Below are 19551 nucleotides of genomic sequence, written 5' to 3' on the forward strand. Positions count from 1 at the left end.
CGAGGGGGTTTGGAAGCGACGTCATGAAGCTCGATCAAGTCCTCGAGGAAATGCGGGCATCACCGGCCTTCCGGTCCTGCGTGGCCGAGTGGCGTTCGCTGCCGGCCAAGCCGGCCCGTTACGCCGATTTCCCCGGCTGGCTCTCGCCGCGCCTCGCCGGCGTGCTGAGGAACCGGGGCATCGAGCGTCTGTACACCCATCAAGGCTCGGCCCTGGACACCGTCCACGCCGGCAAGAGCGTCGTCGTCGTCACTCCGACCGCCTCCGGCAAGACGATGTGCTACAACCTCCCGGTCCTTGACGCCATCCTCAAGGACCCGAACGCCCGCGCCCTCTATCTCTTCCCGACCAAGGCCCTCTCCCAGGATCAGATGAACGAGCTTCACGAACTCATCACCGACCTCGGGGAAGACATCAAGACCTTCACCTACGACGGGGACACTCCGACCACGGCCCGGAAAGCCATCCGGACGGCCGGACACGTCGTCGTTACCAACCCGGACATGCTCCATACCGGCATCCTCCCCCACCACACCAGGTGGGTCAAGCTCTTCGAGAACCTGCGCTTCGTGGTCGTCGACGAGGTCCATCACTATCGGGGGGTGTTCGGAAGCCACGTCGCCAACGTCATCCGGCGCCTTCGCCGAATCTGCCGCTTCTACGGTTCCGACCCCCAGTTCATCTGCGCCTCCGCGACCATCGCCAACCCGGTCGACCTGGCCGAGCGACTAACCGGGGCCGACCTCGAGTTGGTTGACGACAATGGGGCCCCGGCCGGCCGGAAGGACTTCATCCTCTACAACCCACCGGTGGTCAATCGCGAGCTCGGGATCAGACGCAGCTCCGCTCTGGAGGCTCAGAAGCTGGCGGTGAACTTCCTCAAGAACGACGTTCAGACGATCGTCTTCTCCCGCAGCCGGGTCTCGACCGAACTCCTCCTGACCTACCTCCGCGAGGGGCTGGCCCGCTACCCAGGCCTGACCGAGAAGGTCCGCGGATACCGGGGAGGCTATCTCCCCCTCCAGCGGCGGGAGATCGAGCGCGGCCTGCGGGATGGCACCGTCCTCGGGGTGGTCGCCACCAACGCCCTGGAACTGGGGATCGACATCGGGCGCCTGGATGCCTGCGTCATGGTCGGTTATCCGGGCAGCGTCTCGAGCGCCTGGCAGCAGGCCGGGCGGGCCGGCCGGCGTTCGGGGACCTCGGTGGCCATCCTCGTCGGCAGTTCCAACCCGCTCGACCAGTACCTTATGAACCACCCCGACTTCTTCTTCGGGCAAGCCCCCGAGAGCGGCCTGATGAATCCGGACAACCTCCTGATCCTCTTGTCCCACCTCAAGTGCGCCGCCTTCGAGCTCCCCTTCGAAGCGGGCGAGGACTTTGCCGTCGAGTCGACCGGCCAGATCCTCGACTTCCTGACTGAGCAGAAGGTCCTCCGCCGGGTCGACGGCCGTTACCACTGGATGGCCGAGGATTTCCCGGCCGAGGAGATCAGTCTCCGCTCGGCCTCCTCCGAGAACTTCGTGATTATCGACACCACCGACGGCCAAACCAGGGTGATCGGTGAGGTCGACCGGGTCTCGGCGCCCATGCTCATCCACGACGAGGCCATCTACATCCACGAAGGGCAGCAGTACCACGTCGACCGGCTGGACTACGAGGAGAAGAAAGCCTTCGTCCGCAAGGTCGACGTGGACTACTACACCGACGCCAACCTGGCTGTCCGCCTCCAGGTCCTGGACGTCTTCAAGTCCCGCCGCGACCTCGTCTTCCCGGTGAGCTACGGTGAGGTTCTGGTGGCGGCGATGGCCACCATGTTCAAGAAGATCAAGCTCTTCACCCACGAGAACATCGGCTCCGGTCGGATCCATCTGCCCGAGGAACAGATGCACACGGCGGCCTGCTGGTTCGAAATCCCCGAGGAGGTCGCCGCGGGACTCGGTCCCGAACCCCTTCAGAACGGCCTCGCCGGGCTGGCCAACGTCCTCGTCAACGTGGCCCCGCTCTTCCTCCTCTGCGACCCGCGGGACATCCAGGTCGTCGCCGAGGTCAAGTCACCCTTCACCGGCCTGCCTACGGTCTACCTTTACGACCGGTACCCGGGTGGGATCGGGTTGGCCGAGAAACTTCAAGGCATCGGTCCCCTCTTCCTCCGCGCGGCCCTCGACCTCATCACCGGCTGCCACTGCGAAGGCGGTTGTCCGGGCTGCGTCGGGCCGGCCGACGAGGTCGGCCTGAAAGGCAAGGAAGCCGCGGTCAAGCTGCTCCGGGAGGCCTTAAGACCACTTGCAGCTCAAGGATAAGCTAGGCGAACTGGTGGCGACCGGCCAGGTCCGCCTGGGAACGGCCGGCCTCAGCGACCAACCACGTCGCGTCAAGCACGGCATCGAGCGGGTCGTCGCCGGCACTTCGGTGGACACCGCCTACGGCCCAGCCTACGTCGCCGAAACCCGGTACGGTGCCGACGGCGAGCACGGCGGCGTATCCCTCGGCGAGGCCAGGACCGTCCCCGGCCGGCTCCTGGCCGACCTCGGCCTGGACGCCGGGCTGGTCGGCCTAGACCTGAGCCGGTCGGTCTTCCTGGACACCGAGACGACCGGTCTCGGCCTCGGCGCGGGCACCTACGTCTTCCTCGTCGGGCTCGCTTGCTTCGAGGGTGAGGACTTGCTCGTCAGGCAGTTCTTCCTTCGCGACTTCAACGAGGAGCCGGCCTTCCTAGCCGCGGTCGAAGACCACCTCAAGCGCTTTGACTCGCTGGTCACCTTTAACGGTAAGGCCTTTGACCTTCCCCTCCTCGAGAACCGCTACATCCTGGCCCGTCGCCGCCCCCGCCTACCGGATGCCGCCCACCTCGACTTGCGCCACGCCTCCGCCCGCCTCTGGCGGGAGCGGCTGGCCAGTTGCAGCTTGGCCAGCCTCGAGCAAGGCATCCTCGGCTTCGCCCGGGAAAATGACGTCCCCGGCGAACTGATCCCCCTCCTCTACTTCGATTACCTGCGCACCGGCGATGCCCGCATCGTCGAACCGGTCTTCACCCACAACCGGCACGACCTCTTGTCGCTATTGGCTTTGACCATCAAGGCGGCCCGGCTGGTGGCCGACCCTCTGGGCGGAGCGGTCGACGACCCCGCCGATCGTTTCAGCCTGGCCCGCCTCCTCGAACGGCTGGGCCGGACGGAGGAAAGCCTGGCCTGCTACGAGATGGCTTTGGCCGGCCCGCTGCCGGAGGCCACCCGGGAACGGGCGGCCCGCCGACTGGCCTGCCTCTACAAGCGGGTCGGTCAGAGGGGACGGGCCGTGGATATCTGGCTCACGCTGGTCGCCGAGACCGGTTGGACCGTCTATCCCCACATCGAGCTGGCCAAGTACTACGAGCACCAGGTCCGCGACTATGACCGGGCGATCGAGGCCGTCCGGGAGGGGCTGGCTCGTCTGTCTCTCCGGTCAAGGGCCGCCGGGCCGCGGTCCGCCCCCGACGATGATCCTGAATATGTGGCTCTCCGCCACCGCCTGCGGCGGTTGGAGGGAAAGCGCTCCCGCCGCTCTGGTTGATCGGGCTCAAGAGGCCCGCCGTTGACGCCATCCCTTTAGCGAACCCAATAACGACCACACCCCCGCATATCCCGCCCCGGCGGGAATATTTATTTCCTGACGATTAAGGGGGGACGAGACGTGCTCTTCGTGACCATCAAGCGACCCTTACCGACCCGCCTCGTCCTGGTCGTGGCGGTCGTCCTGGTTCTCGTCGCCGGGGCCATCGGCATCGGCGTGTCCGGGAACCGGCTGGCCCTCGGCGGGGGGCTGCAGACGGCCGAGAACGAAAAGGATGTGCCGGTCAGCGGGCGACTCCAGCCGATGCGTCAGGTTGACACCACCCAGAAGGCTCTGGCCCTGACCTTCGACATCAGCTGGGGCGACAAGACCCCGCCACTGATCCTGGATGTGCTCCGAGGCTATGGGGTCAAGGCCACCTTCTTCCTGTCGGGCCCGTGGGTCAACCGTCAGCCGGCCTTCGTCCAGCAGATCAAGGCCGATGGCCATCAGATTGAAAGTCACGGCCACGCCCACGTCAACCTGAGCCAGTACCCGGCGGAGCGGATCGCCGAGGAGATCCGCCTCTCCGACCAGGCCATCTCCCAGGTGGCCGGGGTCAAGGCCAAGTATATCCGGCCACCGAATGGAGACTACAGCGACATCGTCATCCAGACGGCAGCCGCGGGCGGTTACACCGTCATCACCTGGGGCACGGACTCTCTCGATTGGAAGAACCCCGGCGTCGACGCCATCGTTAAGCGGGTCCTGGACCGGGCCCACAACGGCGACGTGGTCCTCCTCCACGCCAGCGATACCTGCAAGCAGACCCATCTGGCCTTGCCGGCCATCATCCAGGGTCTCAGGGATCGCGGTTTCACCCTCCTGACCCTCGACGAACTGGTCATCCTGTCGAAGAAGTGAACTACCGCGTCAGAGCCTGATGACGGCAGACAAAATCGGCGCCGGGCGAAGCCCGGCGCCTTGCGTTCCCTCCACCATCGGCCCATCAGGTCGGCTTCCCCGGCCGGCCTCAAGTCCCTCTGACCAGGGCGGATAATACCGCCCGGGAGAGTTCGATCACCGCCTGGTCTTCGGCCGCCGCCCCGCCGAGGGCGTATAGGATCCGAGCCAGCCCGACCGGGTCGTCTACCCCGGCCCCGGCGGCGAACCCCTGGACGGCCGCCTCCCCGCCGTCCGTGGCGAACCCCACCAGCAGGACAGCTAAGGAGCGGAGGTCGCCGAGAACCCTCTCGAGGCGGTCACCGCTGATCGCCTCGACGACTGATAGAAGTCGGGCTCGAAGGGCCGGCGGTTCCTGCCCCGGAAAGGCCGCCACCAGGCGGTCGAGGCGGGCCTCCCCCGCCCGGCTCAGACGAGGCTTGCCGTGCTCCACCGCGTCGAGCGCCTTGGCCAGGAACTGGTGGCGCTGCAACCGCGGCCTGACCCGGACCGCCAGTTCGAGTTCGACGGCCTTCCGCCAAAGGAACGGCCGCAGCCCTGGGTCACCCCCGGCCTGCCCATCGGCCATCGCTTCGGCCGTCTTGACCGCCCGACGGGCCTCTCCCCCGAGCCTCAGATACTCAGGGAAGGAGCTGGCCAACCGGCGATCGGTCTCACTGACGACGAAATCGATGGTCACCTCGGACCCACCGGAGCCAGCCGACCTGTCGGCTCCAGCCGCAACGCGAAGCGTCCCGCCGTGCTCGCCCGCGACCACTTCGGCCAGGGCCCTGGCCAGCCCGGTCGGGCTGGGCCGGCCGGGACCGGCGAGGCTCAACCTGACCAGCGCCTCTCCAGCCCGGTGGGCGGTGGTCACCCTGACCTCGCCATCGGCGTCCCCCGGACCGGCGGCCTCCAGGATCAGGCCGACCAGGGCGGTAGTCAGTCGTTCCCGGTCCAGGCTGAGCTTGGGCAGCCCGGTGCCGGGCAGGAAAGTGACCTGGTCCCCCCGGATCAGCCCGGGTCGGCTGAGGTGGATGGCCTGATTGATGACCGCGTTCAACTCATCGTGGCTCGGCGCGGCGGGCCCGCAGAAACCCATCAGGGTCCGCAGGCCCCTGATCTCCCAATGGGCTCTCTCGGCCAAACCGGTCATCTCGGCCAGGCGGTCGGACCGGAGGCTGCCACGGCGGGCCTCTTCAGCCGATGTCGTCAACCGGGTCATCGTCCGTCCGGCCCGCAGCCGGACCTCTTCGGCCAGGCCCGCCAGCTCGGCGGGGATTCCCCCCGCTGCGGCCCTCACGGCCAGGTGCAGCGAGGCAAGGAAGGACGAGGCCGGAGCGTTCCCGCCCGACCCCTCCACCAAGGGCGCGACCAGACCGGTTTCGCGGACCGGGTCATGCGCCGCCGTCCCGAACCCGCCGGTCGCACCCCCGCCCTGTGGCGGGGCGGCCGCGGGCAGCCACGCCCAGAGGGACCATCGTCCCGGGCCCCCCTCCGCGCCTTCCTCCAATCGCCAGATGACCCCGCCTCCTTGAGCCTCAAAAGCGGCTCTGGCTGCGGAGAACAGGCGGGCCGGTCCGACCGGTCGCCCGCCGCCGGGACCGGTCAAGGACGGGTGGAACTCCTCCTCCGGGCCGCCGGTGAAGACCAGAGAGGCTGGCCACGGGCCAAGCCCAGGCGATGGTGGAGCCTCAACCCCGGCGACGGTGACCCGCCCGGCCGCACTTTCGCCGTCCCCCGGCAGAGCCTGGGACAAATCGCGGAGGATGAGGGCAAGGGCGGGGGCTGTCAACGCCGGATCGCCTCGGGCGGCGATGGGGTCACCAGGGGTCAAGATTACCTCGGGCTCGGCCGTCGCCAGCCGGGGCCCCCCCGGATCGGTCGTTTCGGCCAAGACCTGTTCAATGAGAGCCCTAAGGTCCAACCGGCCGACGGCCGGCGGCCGACAGGGCAAGAGGTCCGGGCCCAGAGCGGTGGCCATCAGAGCCGCGTCCTTGGCGGCGGTCGCCACTCCGGCCAAGTCTATCTCATCCGGGGCCGACCCATCGGACTTCCCCCGGAGGGCCGTGCAGGCGGCGGCAGTCCGCTGGTCCAGGCCGCTGAGAGCCCGTCGTACGGCCTCCATCGCCCGCAAGCCCTCCCGGCGGGCTTCCGACAAGCGCTCGTCGGCCCCCCGGGCCAGAAGGCTCAGGACCAGCGGTCGCCGTCCTTCCAGTAGCCGGTCGATGGCGGCGGCGGCGGCGCCGTCCGGGTCACCCGGCGGGGCGAGTTCGAGGATGGCCGATACCGCCTCTTCCACGGCCCCTGGGCCGGGGCCTCCTCCCATCCCGGCGATGGCCGATGAAAGGTCGACCGCGGCCTCGCCGAGATGTCCCGCCTCAGCCAGCAGCAGGGCCCTGAAGCCGAGGTCGGTCGGGGAGGGCTTGTCTCCGATCAGTTCAAGACAACGCAGGGCCTCAGTCAGGCGCCCATCGGCCAGGGCCAAGGTGGCCTCCAGGCGCCTCGCGGCGGCCGGCCGCAGGTGCCTGGTCGCCATGACCCCGGCCATCACCCGGACCAAGTCCGAGCAGCCCCGGCCGAGGAGTTCGACCCCCTTGCGCTCCAAGGCCGCCGGATCGACCAGGGCCAGGACTTCACCGGCCACCGCCGCTTGGCGGGCCTTGAGCGGGGCTTCGGCGACCGCCTCAATGACCCGGTCCGAGGCCTTGGTGACGGCCGCCCTGACCCGCCCACCGGCGGCCGGGTCATCGGCCCCACGCACGACGGCCCGGAAACCGGCCACCCCGCGCTGCAGAAGGTGAAGGACGGTCTCCTCCAGGGAGGGACCGTCTTTGTTGGCCAGGTCGAAAGTCAATTCAGTCAGCGAAACAGGCAAGAGCGACACCCCCGACGACCCCTATTCCCGCCGGCCCGGGCGAAACCCTCCTCCCTATTCTACCCCGAACCTGGCCGACAGGCGCAACAGGGGCAGAAAGGCCCGGAGGAACAGGCGGAGGGGCGTCCTTCGGCGGTTGTCGTCTTGGGCTACCAGAGGAAAGGCCTCGCGCAACTCGTCGCCGACATAGACCCTCACTTCACCGACGACGTCTCCGCGGCGAACCGGGGCTCTCAAGGTGTCCGGGAAGCCCCACTCGACTCGGGCCAGGGCCGCTTCGTCGCTCCTAAGGGCGACTGAGTAGTCGCCGGCCGCGGTGACCACGGTCCGGGGGGCTTCCCCGCGAACCACGCCGACGGTCCGCAGGACCTGCCCGGGCGTGGCCAACCGGATGAGGGTGAAGTTCTTGAACCCGTAACTCAAGAGGCGCGCGGCATCGCCCCAACGGTCCCCGCTGTGCAAGACGACGGCGATCAGCCGCTGGTCCCCGCGGGTGGCCGAGGCGACCAGGCACTTCCCCGCGACCGAGGTCGTCCCGGTCTTGACCCCGTCGGCCCCTTCAAAGCTCCACAGGAGGCGGTTGGTGTTGTACAGGGTCGCCTGCCGCTTCTCATCCTCGCTGACGAAGAGTTTTTCCCGGGTGGCGACGATCTCGGCGAAAGTCGGGTTCTCCAGGGCCGCCCGCGCCATCAGGGCCAGGTCATAGGCGGTCGAGTAGTGTCCCGGCGCGGTCAGGCCGTGGGGGTTTTGGAACTGGGTGTCGTAGGCCCCCAGGGCCCTGGCCTTGGCGTTCATCATCGCGACGAAGGCCGCCTCACTACCCGCGATGTGTTCAGCGGCGGCCACCGAGGCGTCGTTCCCGGAGCGCATCAGGATGCCGTAGAGGACCCGCTCGAGGGTCAGCCGCTCGCCCGCCCGCAGGTGCATCGACGACCCGGGGGTGGCCGCGGCCCGCCGGGAAACGGTCACCACGTCGTTCAAGTTGCCCCGCTCGAGGACCAGAAGGGCGGTCATGATCTTCGTCGTGCTGGCCATCGGACGAAGCCGGCGAGCCTCCTTGGCGAAAAGGACCCGCCCCGAGGCCCAGTCGATGAGGACGGCCGAGGGCGAGCTGACCTGCGGCGGCTTGATCTGGGCCCCGGTCTCGGCGGACGATCCGGCGGCGGTGCCCGGTGCCGCGGCGAAGGCCCCGACCGGGCCCAGGACTAAGAAGGCGATGGTCACCGCCGTCATCAAACGTCGCCCTGCCCGGGTCCTTGCCGTCTGGTCGGGCCTGAGCCGCCTGCGGTGAGTAACGTCCGACACGTGCCCATCCCCCCGGAGCAAGCCTCGACAAGATTCTATTGGCGTGGCCCGGGCTTTAGTCGAGGCTCCGGAGGAACGAGAAAGCCCCGTCCGATGTCCCGACGGGGCTGACTTCCCATAGGCTCGCCCTATTTCTTGACCGTCAGGATGAGCGTCCTGGGGGGTTGTTCACGCGGGCCGGTATCCACCGGCGCCGAGTTGACCGCGAGGCTGACTCCGCCCGGGTTACCCATCCGAAGTTCGAAGCGGTCCTTGGCCGACCACTCCATTTCCCGGCCGGCCTCGAGGACCTCCTCATTAACCGTCTGCCCGTCGGCCACGGCTCTGACCCAGCAGCGTTCATTGGCCTTGAGGGTGACCACGACTTCCGTGACACTCAGGGTGTAGATAGTCGTCTCCTGATCCGTCTGCCTGCCCTCCAGGACCAGCTTGGAGAAGTCCGGAACGGGCTGTGTCCCCGGTGACCCGGTGACCGGAGTGCTCCCCCCGGCGGAACCGCTTGAGCCCCCTGGCGCGGCGCCCCCGGTCTGTCCGGCCCCCGTAGGTCCGTTCTCGCCGCTCCGGGGCGGGTTCGCCGCCTGCCAGTGGTCCAGGTAGCGCCAACCGACATAGCCGAGCCCGCCCAGAATGAGCAAACTGATAACGATCAGGACCACCGGTGAGCGCTTGCGCCGTGCATGGCGGCGGCGCTCACCCTCTTCCCCGGCTGACCGGGGCCTCTGGGAAGGCCTTTGGGGTCCCTGCGCCCGTTTGACCCGAGTCGGCCGAACCATTGTGGGCGTTGTTCCCGGTGGCGACGCCGGCGACGGCGCCGGCCGCGGCTCGCGGTGCGCCCGCGAGGACCGGGCACCGGAATCGTTGCGTCCGCCGGTTCCCTCCCGGCCACCAAGGACCTCGGCCGCCTTGATTTCCTTGTACTTGGTGACCAGATTGATCCCGTCAAGGCCCAGGTAATTCCCGTAGAAACGGAGGAAACCCTTGAAATAGGCCTCTCCTGGAGTCTCGCCATCCTTACCGGCCTCGAGCGCCTCCAGGTACTTGGTCCTTATCTTCGTGTCCAGCTGAGCTTGGGCAAGGCTGATCCCCTTGCTCTCGCGCGTCCGGCGGAGCAGGTCGCCGACGGCCGCCAGGCCCGATGGCCCTTCCTCGACGACCTTGCCTTCCCTCTCGCCGTTCTCGTCCAACGGTGATCGTCCCCCTAACCCGTGTGATCGCCCCGGAGCGACGGCCGCCCGGCGGCGCCGTCCTCAGGGCTGCAGTCGGTTGAGAAGGCGGGCGAACGGGATGGTCTCCCTGACGTGCTCCAGCCCGCAAACCCAGGCCACGGTTCGCTCGATCCCGAGTCCGAAGCCGGAGTGCGGGAAGGTCCCGTACTTTCTCAGGTCGGTGTACCATCGGTAGGCCTCGGCCGGGAGGTCGTGCCGGCGGAGGCCCTCGTCCAGTTGCGCCGGGTCGTCGATCCGTTGCGAGCCGCCGATGATCTCACCATAGCCCTCGGAGGCCAGCAGGTCGGCGGCCAGGACGACCTCTGGCCGATTCGGGTCGGGCTTCATGTAAAAGGCCTTGATCTCCCGCGGAAAATGAGTGACGAAGACGGGCCGGTCGAACTGATTGGAGATGATCGTCTCGTCGGGGGCCCCAAAGTCCTCGCCCCACGGGATTTCCCGTCCGGCTGCCCGCAGGCGTTCCAAGGCCTCGTCGTAGCTGATCCGCGGGAAGGGGGTCTTGATCTTCTGCAACGGGGCGGTATCCCTCTCGATCGCCTTCAGCTCGGTGGCCCGCCGCTCGAGGACGCGGGCGACGACGTAGGCGATCATCTCTTCCTGCAGCCGGAGGTTATCCTCGAAGTCGAAGAAAGCCGCCTCAGGTTCGATCATCCAGAACTCGATCAGATGCCGTCGGGTCTTGGACTTTTCGGCCCGGAAGGTCGGCCCGTAGCAGTAGACCCGCCCGAAAGCCGCGGCCGTGGCCTCGTTATAGAGCTGCCCGCTCTGACTCAGATAAGCCTTGGTGTCGAAGTAGTCCGTCTCAAACAGGGTGGTCGTTCCCTCACAGGCGTTGGGCGTGAGAATCGGCGAATCGACCCGGATGAACCCCTGCTCGTCCAGGAAGTCCTCACAGGCCCGGATGACTTCTGAGCGGATGCGGATGATCGCGTTCTGCCGAGGCGTCCTGAGCCAGAGGTGGCGGTTGTCCATCAGGAATTCGACCCCGTGCTCCTTATGGGTGATCGGGTAGTCTTCGGCCACCTGGATCAGGTCGAGGCCGGTCAAGGTCAACTCCACGCCGCCGGGGGCGCGCTTGTCCGCCCTCACCCGGCCGCGGACGGCCACCGACGACTCCTGGGTCAGGCGATCGCAGGCCGCGAAGGTCTCCGCCCCGATCTCGTTCGGAGCGGCCACGGCCTGCACGAAGCCGGTGCCGTCGCGGATGATCAGGAACTGGATCTTCCCGCTTGAGCGCCGATTGTAAACCCAGCCGCGGAGTTCGACTTCCTCCCCGACATGCTCCGCCAGCCGGCTGATGGTTGTCGCCGTCAAAGTCACCCAAACCTCCTGGTCCACCCAATATTCTCCGGGCCTCCGCCGCTCTTTACGGGGGTGCCCTCCGCTCTTTGTTATGCCCCGTGGCTAGGAATTCCTGCTTTCATGGCCGTGTGGAGGCGGAAAGTTGCCGGTAACGGGGAGCCCCGGGGTGAACCCCGGGGCTCCGTGCCGCTCAGTTGCTTCGACCGACGTCATGGTCCGCGGCTGTTCCGGCTCAGCCACCGGCTCCCTGGAGCTGCTTCAGTACCTGGCCGAGGTTTTGGACGGCGCTTCCGTAGGCGGCCCAGTCTCCCCGGGTCATCGCTTCCTGGGCCTGCTGGTAGAGTTGGTTGGCCTGGGCGATCAAGCTACGCACGGCAGCCGACTGACCGGTTCCGGTCGATGGGCCGGGGCTGGGGGTCCCGGGCGTGACCGGGCCGGGCGTGATCGGGGTCGCGCCGAAGATTCGGGCCAGGGCCTCGCCGAGGCTCGGCTCCATGACCACCCGCTCCCCGTAGGCGACGATGACCCGCTTCAGCTCAGGTAGCTTGTTGGTGGCCGATTCGAGGTAGAGCGGGCGGACGTAAACGAGGGAGTTGTCAATCGGGATGACCATCAGGTCACCCTGGTTGGCGCTGGTCCACAGGGTCAGCTGCCGGACGATCTCGGGGTCCTGGTTGATCCGGGCCTTGATCTGCTCCGGCCCATAGACCAGCTTCTGTTTGGGGAACTTGAAGACCAAGAGTTGCCCGTAGTGCTCACCGTCCGAGCGGGCGGCGATCCAGGCGATCATGTTCTGCTTGGTCGTCGGGGTATAGGGCATGATCAGGACGAACTCCTCGGCCTGCTGACCGGGGATCCGCATGATGATGTATTCCGGCTGGGGAACGGTCTTTTGCCCACTCTGGCCGGACGACTGGTCGGTCGCGGCCCCGGCGCCGGTCAGCCCGACCCCCTGCCACTTGTCCTCCTTGTTGTACCAGACGATCGGGTCCAGCATGTGATAGGTCGCATAGCGCTCGGCCTGCACCTGGAAGAGGCCCATCGGGTAGCGGATATGCCGCCGCAGATCCGGCCGCATCTGGTCGATGCTGGTAAAGAGGCTCGGGAACATCTTCTGGTAGGTCTGGATCAGCGGGTCCTTGGGATCGACCACGTAGTAGGTCGTGTCGCCGTTGTAGGCGTCGACCACCACCTTGACCGAGTTGCGGATGTAGTTCATCCCTTCCGGGGTCCGCTCCGAGTATGGGAACCGCCCGCTATAAGTGTAGGCGTCGATGATCCAGAAGAGGCCGCCGTCGTCCCCCACGACGATATAGGGATTGTCGTCATAGGACAGGAACGGGGCGATCTTGGCCTGCCGGGTCAGCGGGGCGGCCGCCGTCGGCTTGATGTTCCGGTAGAGGAGGATCCGGCTGTCGCGTTGGACGACGTCGGACAAGAGCATCTGGAAGGATTCCAGCCGCAGGGCGAAGGCCGCCTTGACCAGGGGTGAGGATAGCTTGACGCCGCCTGTCCCCTGGTAGGTCGTGTAGGCGTTGTCGTCGCCCATCGGGTAGTCGAATTCCTTCTGCTTGGTGTCGACCAGCACATAGTCGTCGGTCAGTTCTCCGAAGTAGATCTCGGGTCGGGTGACGGCCACGTTCACCGTCGACTTGGGCGGGATGTCCTTGACCATCATCAACGGCAGGCCCTCGGCGGTGACCTCAGTGGTCGGGCTCATTACCAGCCCGTAACCGTGGGTGAAGTTCAGGTGGCGGTTCACCCAGGTGTCCGAGTTCTGCTGGGCCAGCACGCTCTTGTCGAGTTCTCTGGCGGCCAGGGTGACCTGGCGGTAGCGACCATTGATGGTGTACCGGTCGACATCCACGTCGTTGAACCGGTAGTAGGGGCGCAACCCTTGAAGCTGAGCATAGGTGCTGAGAAGCTGAGGGCGATCCCAGATTCGGATGTTTTCGATCGTCCCCTGGTTGGCCGCCAGCGTCTGCTGGTTGAGGCCGTCCTGGGCGGTGAACTCCTTCTCATCCACCTGGTCCAACCCGAACCCGAGCCGACTGAACTCGATTGTATACCTGATGTACGGCTCTTCTCTGGTCAGTTCGTTCGGGGTCACCTCGAACTGCTGGACAAAATAGGGATAGACGGTCCCGGCCAGGAACGAGGCGGCCAGGAGGACGCCGAAGCCGATGGCCGGCAGGTTCGTCCGGCGAAGGAAGGCGTTGAGCGCGGTGATGATCGCCAGGGCGATGGCCAGCACGGCCAAGATCTTCAGCCCCGGGGCCTCCGCGTGGACATCAGTGTAGCTGGCCCCGAAGACGACCCCCCGGGGTGAGTAGACCAAGCCGTACAGCCTGAGCAGATAGCCGCCGGCCTTGACCAGGAACGCCGCCGCCAAGAGGAGCGACAGGTGGGCCATGGGCTGCGGCATGAGTTCGGGCATTCCACGGCCGAAGTTGATCTGCCGATTGAAGATATAGAGGGCGCCCGAGCCCAAGATGGCGATGACGATCGCCGCCATGACCGTCCCATAGAGCGCCTCGAGGAACGGGACCTGGAACACGTAGAAGGCGACGTCCCGGTGGAAGATGGGGTCGCCGACCCCAAAGGGGACCCGATTGAGATACTGCAAAAAGACTTCCCAGTACGCGGCGAAGTTGATTCCGGCGATGACCCCGATCGCCGCCGCGGCCAGGGTGAGGATGATCTTGATCCACCTGGGAGTGACCGCTCGGCCCAGGGTGGCCTCAATCAGTTCGCCCTGGAGCTGCCACAGGCGTCCCTTGGCCCACCATAGGTTGGCCCAAATGAATAGGCCGAACAAGGTGCCGGCGACGAGACCCAGCCATACCTTGGTCCAGAGGACCGTGGTGAAGACCCCGGCGAAGCCGAGCGAGCCGAACCACATGAAGTCCGTGTAGTATTCGGAAAAGACGAAGAAGGACAACAGGACGAGGGCCAACAGAGCCAGGAAGACCCGCAGGAACCAGGAACTGCGCAAGACGCAGAACCTCCTTATCGAAGGTGTCCCGTACTACTTCGGCCGCGGGCCGGTCGATACCTTCAGGGCCGGCCTCATTTCCACAGGCGTTCCAGGGCGCAGCCCTGGAAGTAGTGGGTCAGGATGGCCGAGGCCTTCCACCCCGCTTGGGCCAGGGCCTGGGCGCCGCGCTGGTCGAGGCCGGTACCGTGGCCCCAACCCCGGCCGGTGAAGATGACCGCCCCCGTCCCCTGGTCGATCGAGGTGATCAGGGTCGACCGGAAGACGTCCGAACCGACGGCCTCCCGCAGGGCGGGTCCGCTGATCTTCTTCGATCCGACGGTGATTTCGAGCGCTCGGCCGGAGACCCCGTACCGGCTGATCTTGACCGTACTCGACGAGCCGGGGGCCGCCCCGGTCACCCCCTCGAGTTGCCACCGCGGCACGGCCAGCCGCCAAGTCTCTTCGGCCGGCGGAGTCACGGCGTCCCCCAATGACGGGACGCTGGCCAGATAGGGGGACGGGTGGCCGAGGTCGGGAAAGGCCTCCCGACCGGTCGCCGTCAACCCGCCGGCCGAGTTGGAGTAAAGGGAGAAGATGAGGTCGCGGTCGTAGGTCAGGACCTGCCCCCGAGTCATCGCCACGGCCTGGCGAACCGCCGCGTTGATCCTCGCCGGCGCGTAGGCCTGCAGGTGCTGCGGGCTGGTGCAGGCGTCCGTCCCATGGATCCGGCGCGGTCCGATTCCGAGCTGCATGTTCCTAAGGGTCTCGGTCCGGGAGCAGACCGCCTGAGCGGCCAGGGCTTCCAGGGGCCAGTCGGGGTCCATCTCCGCGGCGATCACGCCGGCCAGATACTCTTCCATCGCCATTGAAACCGAGTAGCCGCGGTCGTCGAGGAAGACCGAAATTACTGGCTCCGCGGCCCAGACCCGGCGCCATTCGAGACCGGCCGGCGCAACCGGCGGGCCCGCGGCTCCCACGGTCTCGGGTCCCACGCCGACAGCGACGAGGATGACCGCCGTGCAGGCCAACGCGGCCCAACGGAACGGGCGCCCAGAGTCTGGCTTTGCCGCCAACGTCAATCACCCCGGGCTAGTATGCCCGGGGTGCTCTGCTTTCGCCTCGCTCAGCGGAGGGTGATGTCGACCCGGAGATGGGTCTGGTCCCACTTCAGCTCACCCAGGGCCTCGGCCACGAAACGCAGCGGGACGAGGGTCCTCTGGTTGACCACTGCCGGCGGGACCTCGAGGATCACGCTCCGCCCGTCGACGGTGGCCGAAGTCTGGCCGACGGTCATCTCGATGATGTGCTCCCCGCGCTTGGCCATGACCCGCTGAGCCGCCTGGTCCCAGGCGACCGTCGCTCCGACGGCCTCGAAGAGGGCCCGGAAGGGCACCAGCGACCGGTTCGCCTGAATGACCGGGGAGAGGTCGCCGAAGTCGACCTCCTGCTCGCCGATGAACACCCGGACCGGTGAATAGGCGTAAGCCCGCCCATCATAGCTTCCGAAGTAAACCGTACCATCGGCGTAGGCCGGCGGCGTGGCGATCTTCCCGGCCGCCGGGGACGTCCAGAGGAGCCGCCCGTCCTCAAGATTGAAGCTGTATATCGCGCTCGGGAGGTCCACGGCGTAGTAGGCCCCGACATAGACGTGGTCACCCCCGGCGACGGGGGTCATCATCGTTGGATACTTGGCCCTCCCGCCGAACTTCTGCGGGATCATATGAGTATTCCAGACGAGCCCTCCGGTCTCCAGGTTGAAGGCGTACAGCCAGCCCAGATTGCCGGCCAGGACGAAGACCCGCCCATCGGGCAGTGGGGCGATGGTCGGGGCGCTCCACAGGTTGTTGCCACTGATCGAACGGGTCCACAGGACCGTGCCGGCCCGGGCATCGAGGGCCACCAGGCCGCCCCGGTCATAGCTGCTCGAGGCGACGATCAGCTTCCCGCCACAGAGGGCCGGCGACATCCGGAGTTCCCCGTCGGTCTGGTAGGCCCAGGCCTGATGGCCGTCGGACGACTCGAGGGCATGCACGCCGCCGGCGTAGTCCTCGACATAGACTCGGCCGCCGCCGGCCGCCGGGCTCGACCAGATCGGCAGGCCCACCTCGACCTTCCAGCGCACGGCCCCGGTCTCTGGCTCGATGGCGTAGACCGTCCCCAGGGCGGTGGCCACGTAAAGGTTCCCGTCGGCGATCACCGGCGAGGCGCCGGTTCGGCCGCCGAGGGCGACATCCCATAGAAGCAGACCGTCAGCGGCTCGCAGGGCGTAGGTCCGTCCATCGAAATCGGTCACCCAGACCTGGCCATCGGCGACCACCGGGGCCGATCGAAGCAGGCCCGTCGCCGTGAAGGTCCATCTGACCTGCCCGTCGTCGACGGCCAGAGCCCTCAAGACGCGGTCATCGGCCCCGAAGAAGACCGTCCCCCCGGCGACCACCGGAGCCCCCTGCACCGAGACCCCGAAGGCGGCCGACCACCGTTGAAGGAGCACCGACCCGAGCCGGTCGGGGGTGTTCCCGGCGTGTTCCGGCCCCTGACCGTAGGCCGGCCATTCGGCGGGCGGGGCGGCGCCGGCCACCGCCGCCGGCCGGCTCCCGGCCGCCGCCAGGACTACCAGGAGAGCCATGGTCATGACGCCTAGCCGGAAGAAGCGTGTCATCGTCGGACCTCCCATCCGTCTGAGCCCACGCTCACCAGTTGGGATTGGCCGTCCAAAGGCAAAAGTCCTGCTTGAATGGATTATCTGGGAATCAGGAGGCGGACCCCGGAAAGGGCGAAGTAGCCGCCGAGGCCGGCCAGGAACAGGCCGCAGACGACCAGGAGGCCGCGGAAGATGGCCGGCCCGAGGAGGCGCCGCCCGCCGGCCACCGCTCCCGACACGGACGCCAGCCAGGCCAGGTCAGAGAGGATGTGACCGACGTAGAAGGCGGCCACGGCGAGCGCCCCGAGCTTCAAGGACAGGGCGATGTAGCTGGCGCCGATGGTCGCCCACCAGAGGACCCAGTAGGGATTGGAGACGCTGGCCGCGAGGCCGGCCAAGACCGGGTCGGAGAGTCGCCCGCGGGACCCGGCCGTGGGCTCCGCCGGCTCCGAACCGGCGGTACCCCGCATCGCTCCGAGCCTCGCGGCCACTCGGCCGGAGCTCCGCAAGGTCTCCCAGGCCATCCAGACGAGGACGACGCCGCCGACGATGCCGATGCCCCCGGTCACGGATGGGTGAGCCAGGTATGACCCGAGGCCGAAGGACAGGGCGACGACCACGGCCAGTTCGACCAAGCCGTGCCCGGCGACGGCCCGCGGGCCGGCCCAGAAGCCACGCTCAGCCACTTGCCTGATGGTCACCGTCAGGAGCGGTCCCGGCATGAGGGCTCCGGAGAGCCCGACGACAAAGGCGGTCAGGAACAGGGTGGTGACGGTCATGATCCTCAGTCCTCTTCCGGGCTGGGTAAGCGCGCCGGCCGCCGACCGGCCAAAGGGCCCTTGCGCGGGGACCGGCGGTCAGTGCTCCAACTGGTCCAAGGGCGGCGCCTGGCCCGCGGGGAGCGGGCAGACATACGGTTCGTCCTTGCTCTTCCGCCGGAACTCCTCCGTCGCCTGGGCGCGGATATCGGGGCGGGCCAGGAGGTCGTATGCGGATCGTTCCCGACCCCGAGGAGGTTGTGGCCGCATAACGGCAGGTTGATGAAGGTCTTCACTTCGGCGGGCGAAACCACCGGTCTGACCACGACCCCCGCCGCCCGGGAGCAGTCTCGGTCGCCGTCCCAGTCTTCGTCATCGGCCGGCCTCCTGCCCCGGCCCCGGTCGGAAGGATCTGGCCGACTCCACGGCGGCCCGCCAGCCCCGGTAGGGCCCGGCCATCTCGGCCTTCCCGGGCCCCGGAGCGAAGACCCGCTCGGCCCGGCGCAACTTGGCGATGTGCTCGAGATCGGGATAGAAGCCGACCCCCAGGCCGGCCAGGAAGGCGGCTCCCAGGGCCGTCGTCTCGGTGACGGCCGGCCGATCGACCGGGAGGCCCAGAAGATCGGCCTGGAACTGCAAGAGAAGGTCGTTCCTGGCCGCCCCGCCGTCGACCCTCAGCGATGCCGGGACCACCCCGGCGTCGGCGCCCATCGCGTCAATGAGGTCCTTGGTCTGGTAAGCGATGGCCTCGAGGGCCGCTCGGACCAGGTGGGCCCGGGTCGTCCCGCGGGTCAGCCCGAGGATCGCGCCCCGGGCGTACATGTCCCAGTATGGCGCGCCCAGACCGGCGAAGGCCGGGACGAAATAGACCCCGCCGGTGTCCGGCACCGAGGCCGCCAGGACCTCGCTCTCGCCCGAAGCGGCCAACAGACCGAGGCCGTCGCGCAGCCACTGGATGGCCGCCCCGGCGATGAAGACGCTGCCTTCAAGAGCGTAGGTGACCTCCCCGCCGAGGCCCCAGGCGATGGTCGTGATCAGTCCCGACCGCGAGGCGATGGCCCGGTGGCCGGTGTTCATCAGCATGAAGCAACCGGTGCCGTAGGTGTTCTTGGTCAGGCCCGGAGCGAAACACCCCTGGCCGAAGAGGGCCGCCTGCTGGTCGCCGGCTACCCCGGCCAGGCGCACCGGCGCCCCGAAGACGCCCTTGGCCGTCGTCCCGTAGTCCCCCGCCGATGGTCGGGCCTCGGGCAGCATGGCCCGGGGAATGCGCAGGCGGGCCAGGATCTCATCGTCCCAGTCCAGGCGGTGAAGATCGAAGAGCATCGTCCGGGAGGCGTTGGAGTAGTCGGTCAGGTGAACCCCGCCGCCCGGCCCTCCGGTGAGGTTCCAAATGAGCCAGGTGTCGACCGTCCCGAAGAGGGCCTCGCCCTGTTCGGCCTTTTCCCGCAGACCGGGAACGTGCTCAAGGAGCCAGGCCAGCTTGGTGCCGGAGAAGTAGGCGTCGATGACCAGACCGGTCCGCTGCCTGATCCGTTCCTCCCAGCCATCCCGACGGAGCTCATCGCACAGACCGGCCGTCCGCCGGCATTGCCAGACGATCGCCCGGGCCAATGGGCGGCCGGTGCGTCGTTCCCAGACCACGGTGGTCTCGCGCTGATTGGTCAGGCCGATGGCGGCCAGTTCACCTGGGCCGATCCCGGCTTCCTCCACGGCCCGGCGGGCGACATCCAGCTGGGTCTGCCAGATCTCGTCGGCATCGTGCTCGACCCAGCCCGGCTGCGGATAGTGCTGCGTGAACTCGCGCTGGGCCAGGGACCTGGATCGTCCGTCGCGATCGAAGACTATCGCCCGGCTGCTGGTGGTCCCCTGGTCCAGGGCCAGCAGGTAGCTTGCGGTCAAGAGGCCTCCCCCTCCTGGTCGACCGGTTCAGCGGCCGAATCGCGACCAGAGCCAGCTGTCGACGTCGGTCAGGACCACCTCGCGGTCGTCCT

Annotated in this window: 12 protein-coding genes; 3 read left to right on the forward strand and 9 right to left on the reverse strand. The window is 67.7% G+C overall.

What is annotated here, in order from left to right:
- Positions 1 to 23 precede the first annotated feature (23 nt).
- The 3 genes from VGL40_11230 (at position 24) to VGL40_11240 (ending at position 4455) form a co-directional block, all read left to right on the forward strand.
- Complete coding sequence (locus tag VGL40_11230) at positions 24 to 2303, forward strand: DEAD/DEAH box helicase (protein HEY3315832.1); 2280 nt, start codon at positions 24 to 26, stop codon at positions 2301 to 2303.
- Positions 2287 to 3552 carry a ribonuclease H-like domain-containing protein gene (locus tag VGL40_11235; protein ID HEY3315833.1) on the forward strand — a complete coding sequence of 422 codons (1266 nt, stop codon included), beginning with the start codon at positions 2287 to 2289 and terminating at the stop codon, positions 3550 to 3552. The genes VGL40_11230 and VGL40_11235 overlap by 17 nt, the downstream gene beginning before the upstream one ends.
- A gap of 120 nt (positions 3553 to 3672) precedes the next feature.
- Positions 3673 to 4455: a polysaccharide deacetylase family protein gene (locus VGL40_11240; protein HEY3315834.1), complete on the forward strand. Its 783-nt coding sequence runs from the start codon at positions 3673 to 3675 to the stop codon at positions 4453 to 4455.
- A gap of 109 nt (positions 4456 to 4564) precedes the next feature.
- On the opposite strand, the gene VGL40_11245 is transcribed toward VGL40_11240, so the two are convergent.
- From VGL40_11245 to glpK, 9 genes are all read right to left on the reverse strand, one after another.
- Positions 4565 to 7351, reverse strand: coding sequence for a hypothetical protein (locus tag VGL40_11245; GenBank protein ID HEY3315835.1), 2787 nt, complete (start codon positions 7349 to 7351; stop codon positions 4565 to 4567).
- 54 nt (positions 7352 to 7405) lie between these two features.
- A complete protein-coding gene (locus VGL40_11250; protein HEY3315836.1) occupies positions 7406 to 8584 on the reverse strand; it encodes a D-alanyl-D-alanine carboxypeptidase family protein in 1179 nt (392 codons plus the stop codon).
- Between the two features lie 200 nt (positions 8585 to 8784).
- A complete protein-coding gene (locus VGL40_11255) occupies positions 8785 to 9840 on the reverse strand; it encodes a helix-turn-helix domain-containing protein (GenBank protein ID HEY3315837.1) in 1056 nt (351 codons plus the stop codon).
- A gap of 63 nt (positions 9841 to 9903) precedes the next feature.
- Entirely contained in the window at positions 9904 to 11196 is a 1293-nt protein-coding gene (asnS, locus tag VGL40_11260) for an asparagine--tRNA ligase (GenBank protein ID HEY3315838.1), read from the reverse strand.
- A 220-nt stretch (positions 11197 to 11416) separates the two neighbouring features.
- Positions 11417 to 14179 carry a UPF0182 family protein gene (locus VGL40_11265; GenBank protein ID HEY3315839.1) on the reverse strand — a complete coding sequence of 921 codons (2763 nt, stop codon included), beginning with the start codon at positions 14177 to 14179 and terminating at the stop codon, positions 11417 to 11419.
- A 74-nt stretch (positions 14180 to 14253) separates the two neighbouring features.
- Entirely contained in the window at positions 14254 to 15234 is a 981-nt protein-coding gene (locus tag VGL40_11270; protein HEY3315840.1) for a SpoIID/LytB domain-containing protein, read from the reverse strand.
- Positions 15235 to 15284: 50 nt separating this feature from the next.
- Positions 15285 to 16820, reverse strand: a complete 1536-nt coding sequence (locus tag VGL40_11275) for a PQQ-binding-like beta-propeller repeat protein (protein ID HEY3315841.1) — start codon at positions 16818 to 16820, stop codon at positions 15285 to 15287.
- An 80-nt stretch (positions 16821 to 16900) separates the two neighbouring features.
- On the reverse strand, positions 16901 to 17581 hold the full coding sequence (locus tag VGL40_11280) for a LysE family transporter (protein HEY3315842.1): 681 nt from the start codon (positions 17579 to 17581) through the stop codon (positions 16901 to 16903).
- A gap of 351 nt (positions 17582 to 17932) precedes the next feature.
- On the reverse strand, positions 17933 to 19459 hold the full coding sequence (gene glpK / locus VGL40_11285; protein HEY3315843.1) for a glycerol kinase GlpK: 1527 nt from the start codon (positions 19457 to 19459) through the stop codon (positions 17933 to 17935).
- Positions 19460 to 19551: the final 92 nt, after the last annotated feature.

Source organism: Bacillota bacterium (assembly GCA_036504675.1).
Classification (GTDB): domain Bacteria; phylum Bacillota; class Sulfobacillia; order JAJYWN01; family JAJZPE01; genus DASXUT01.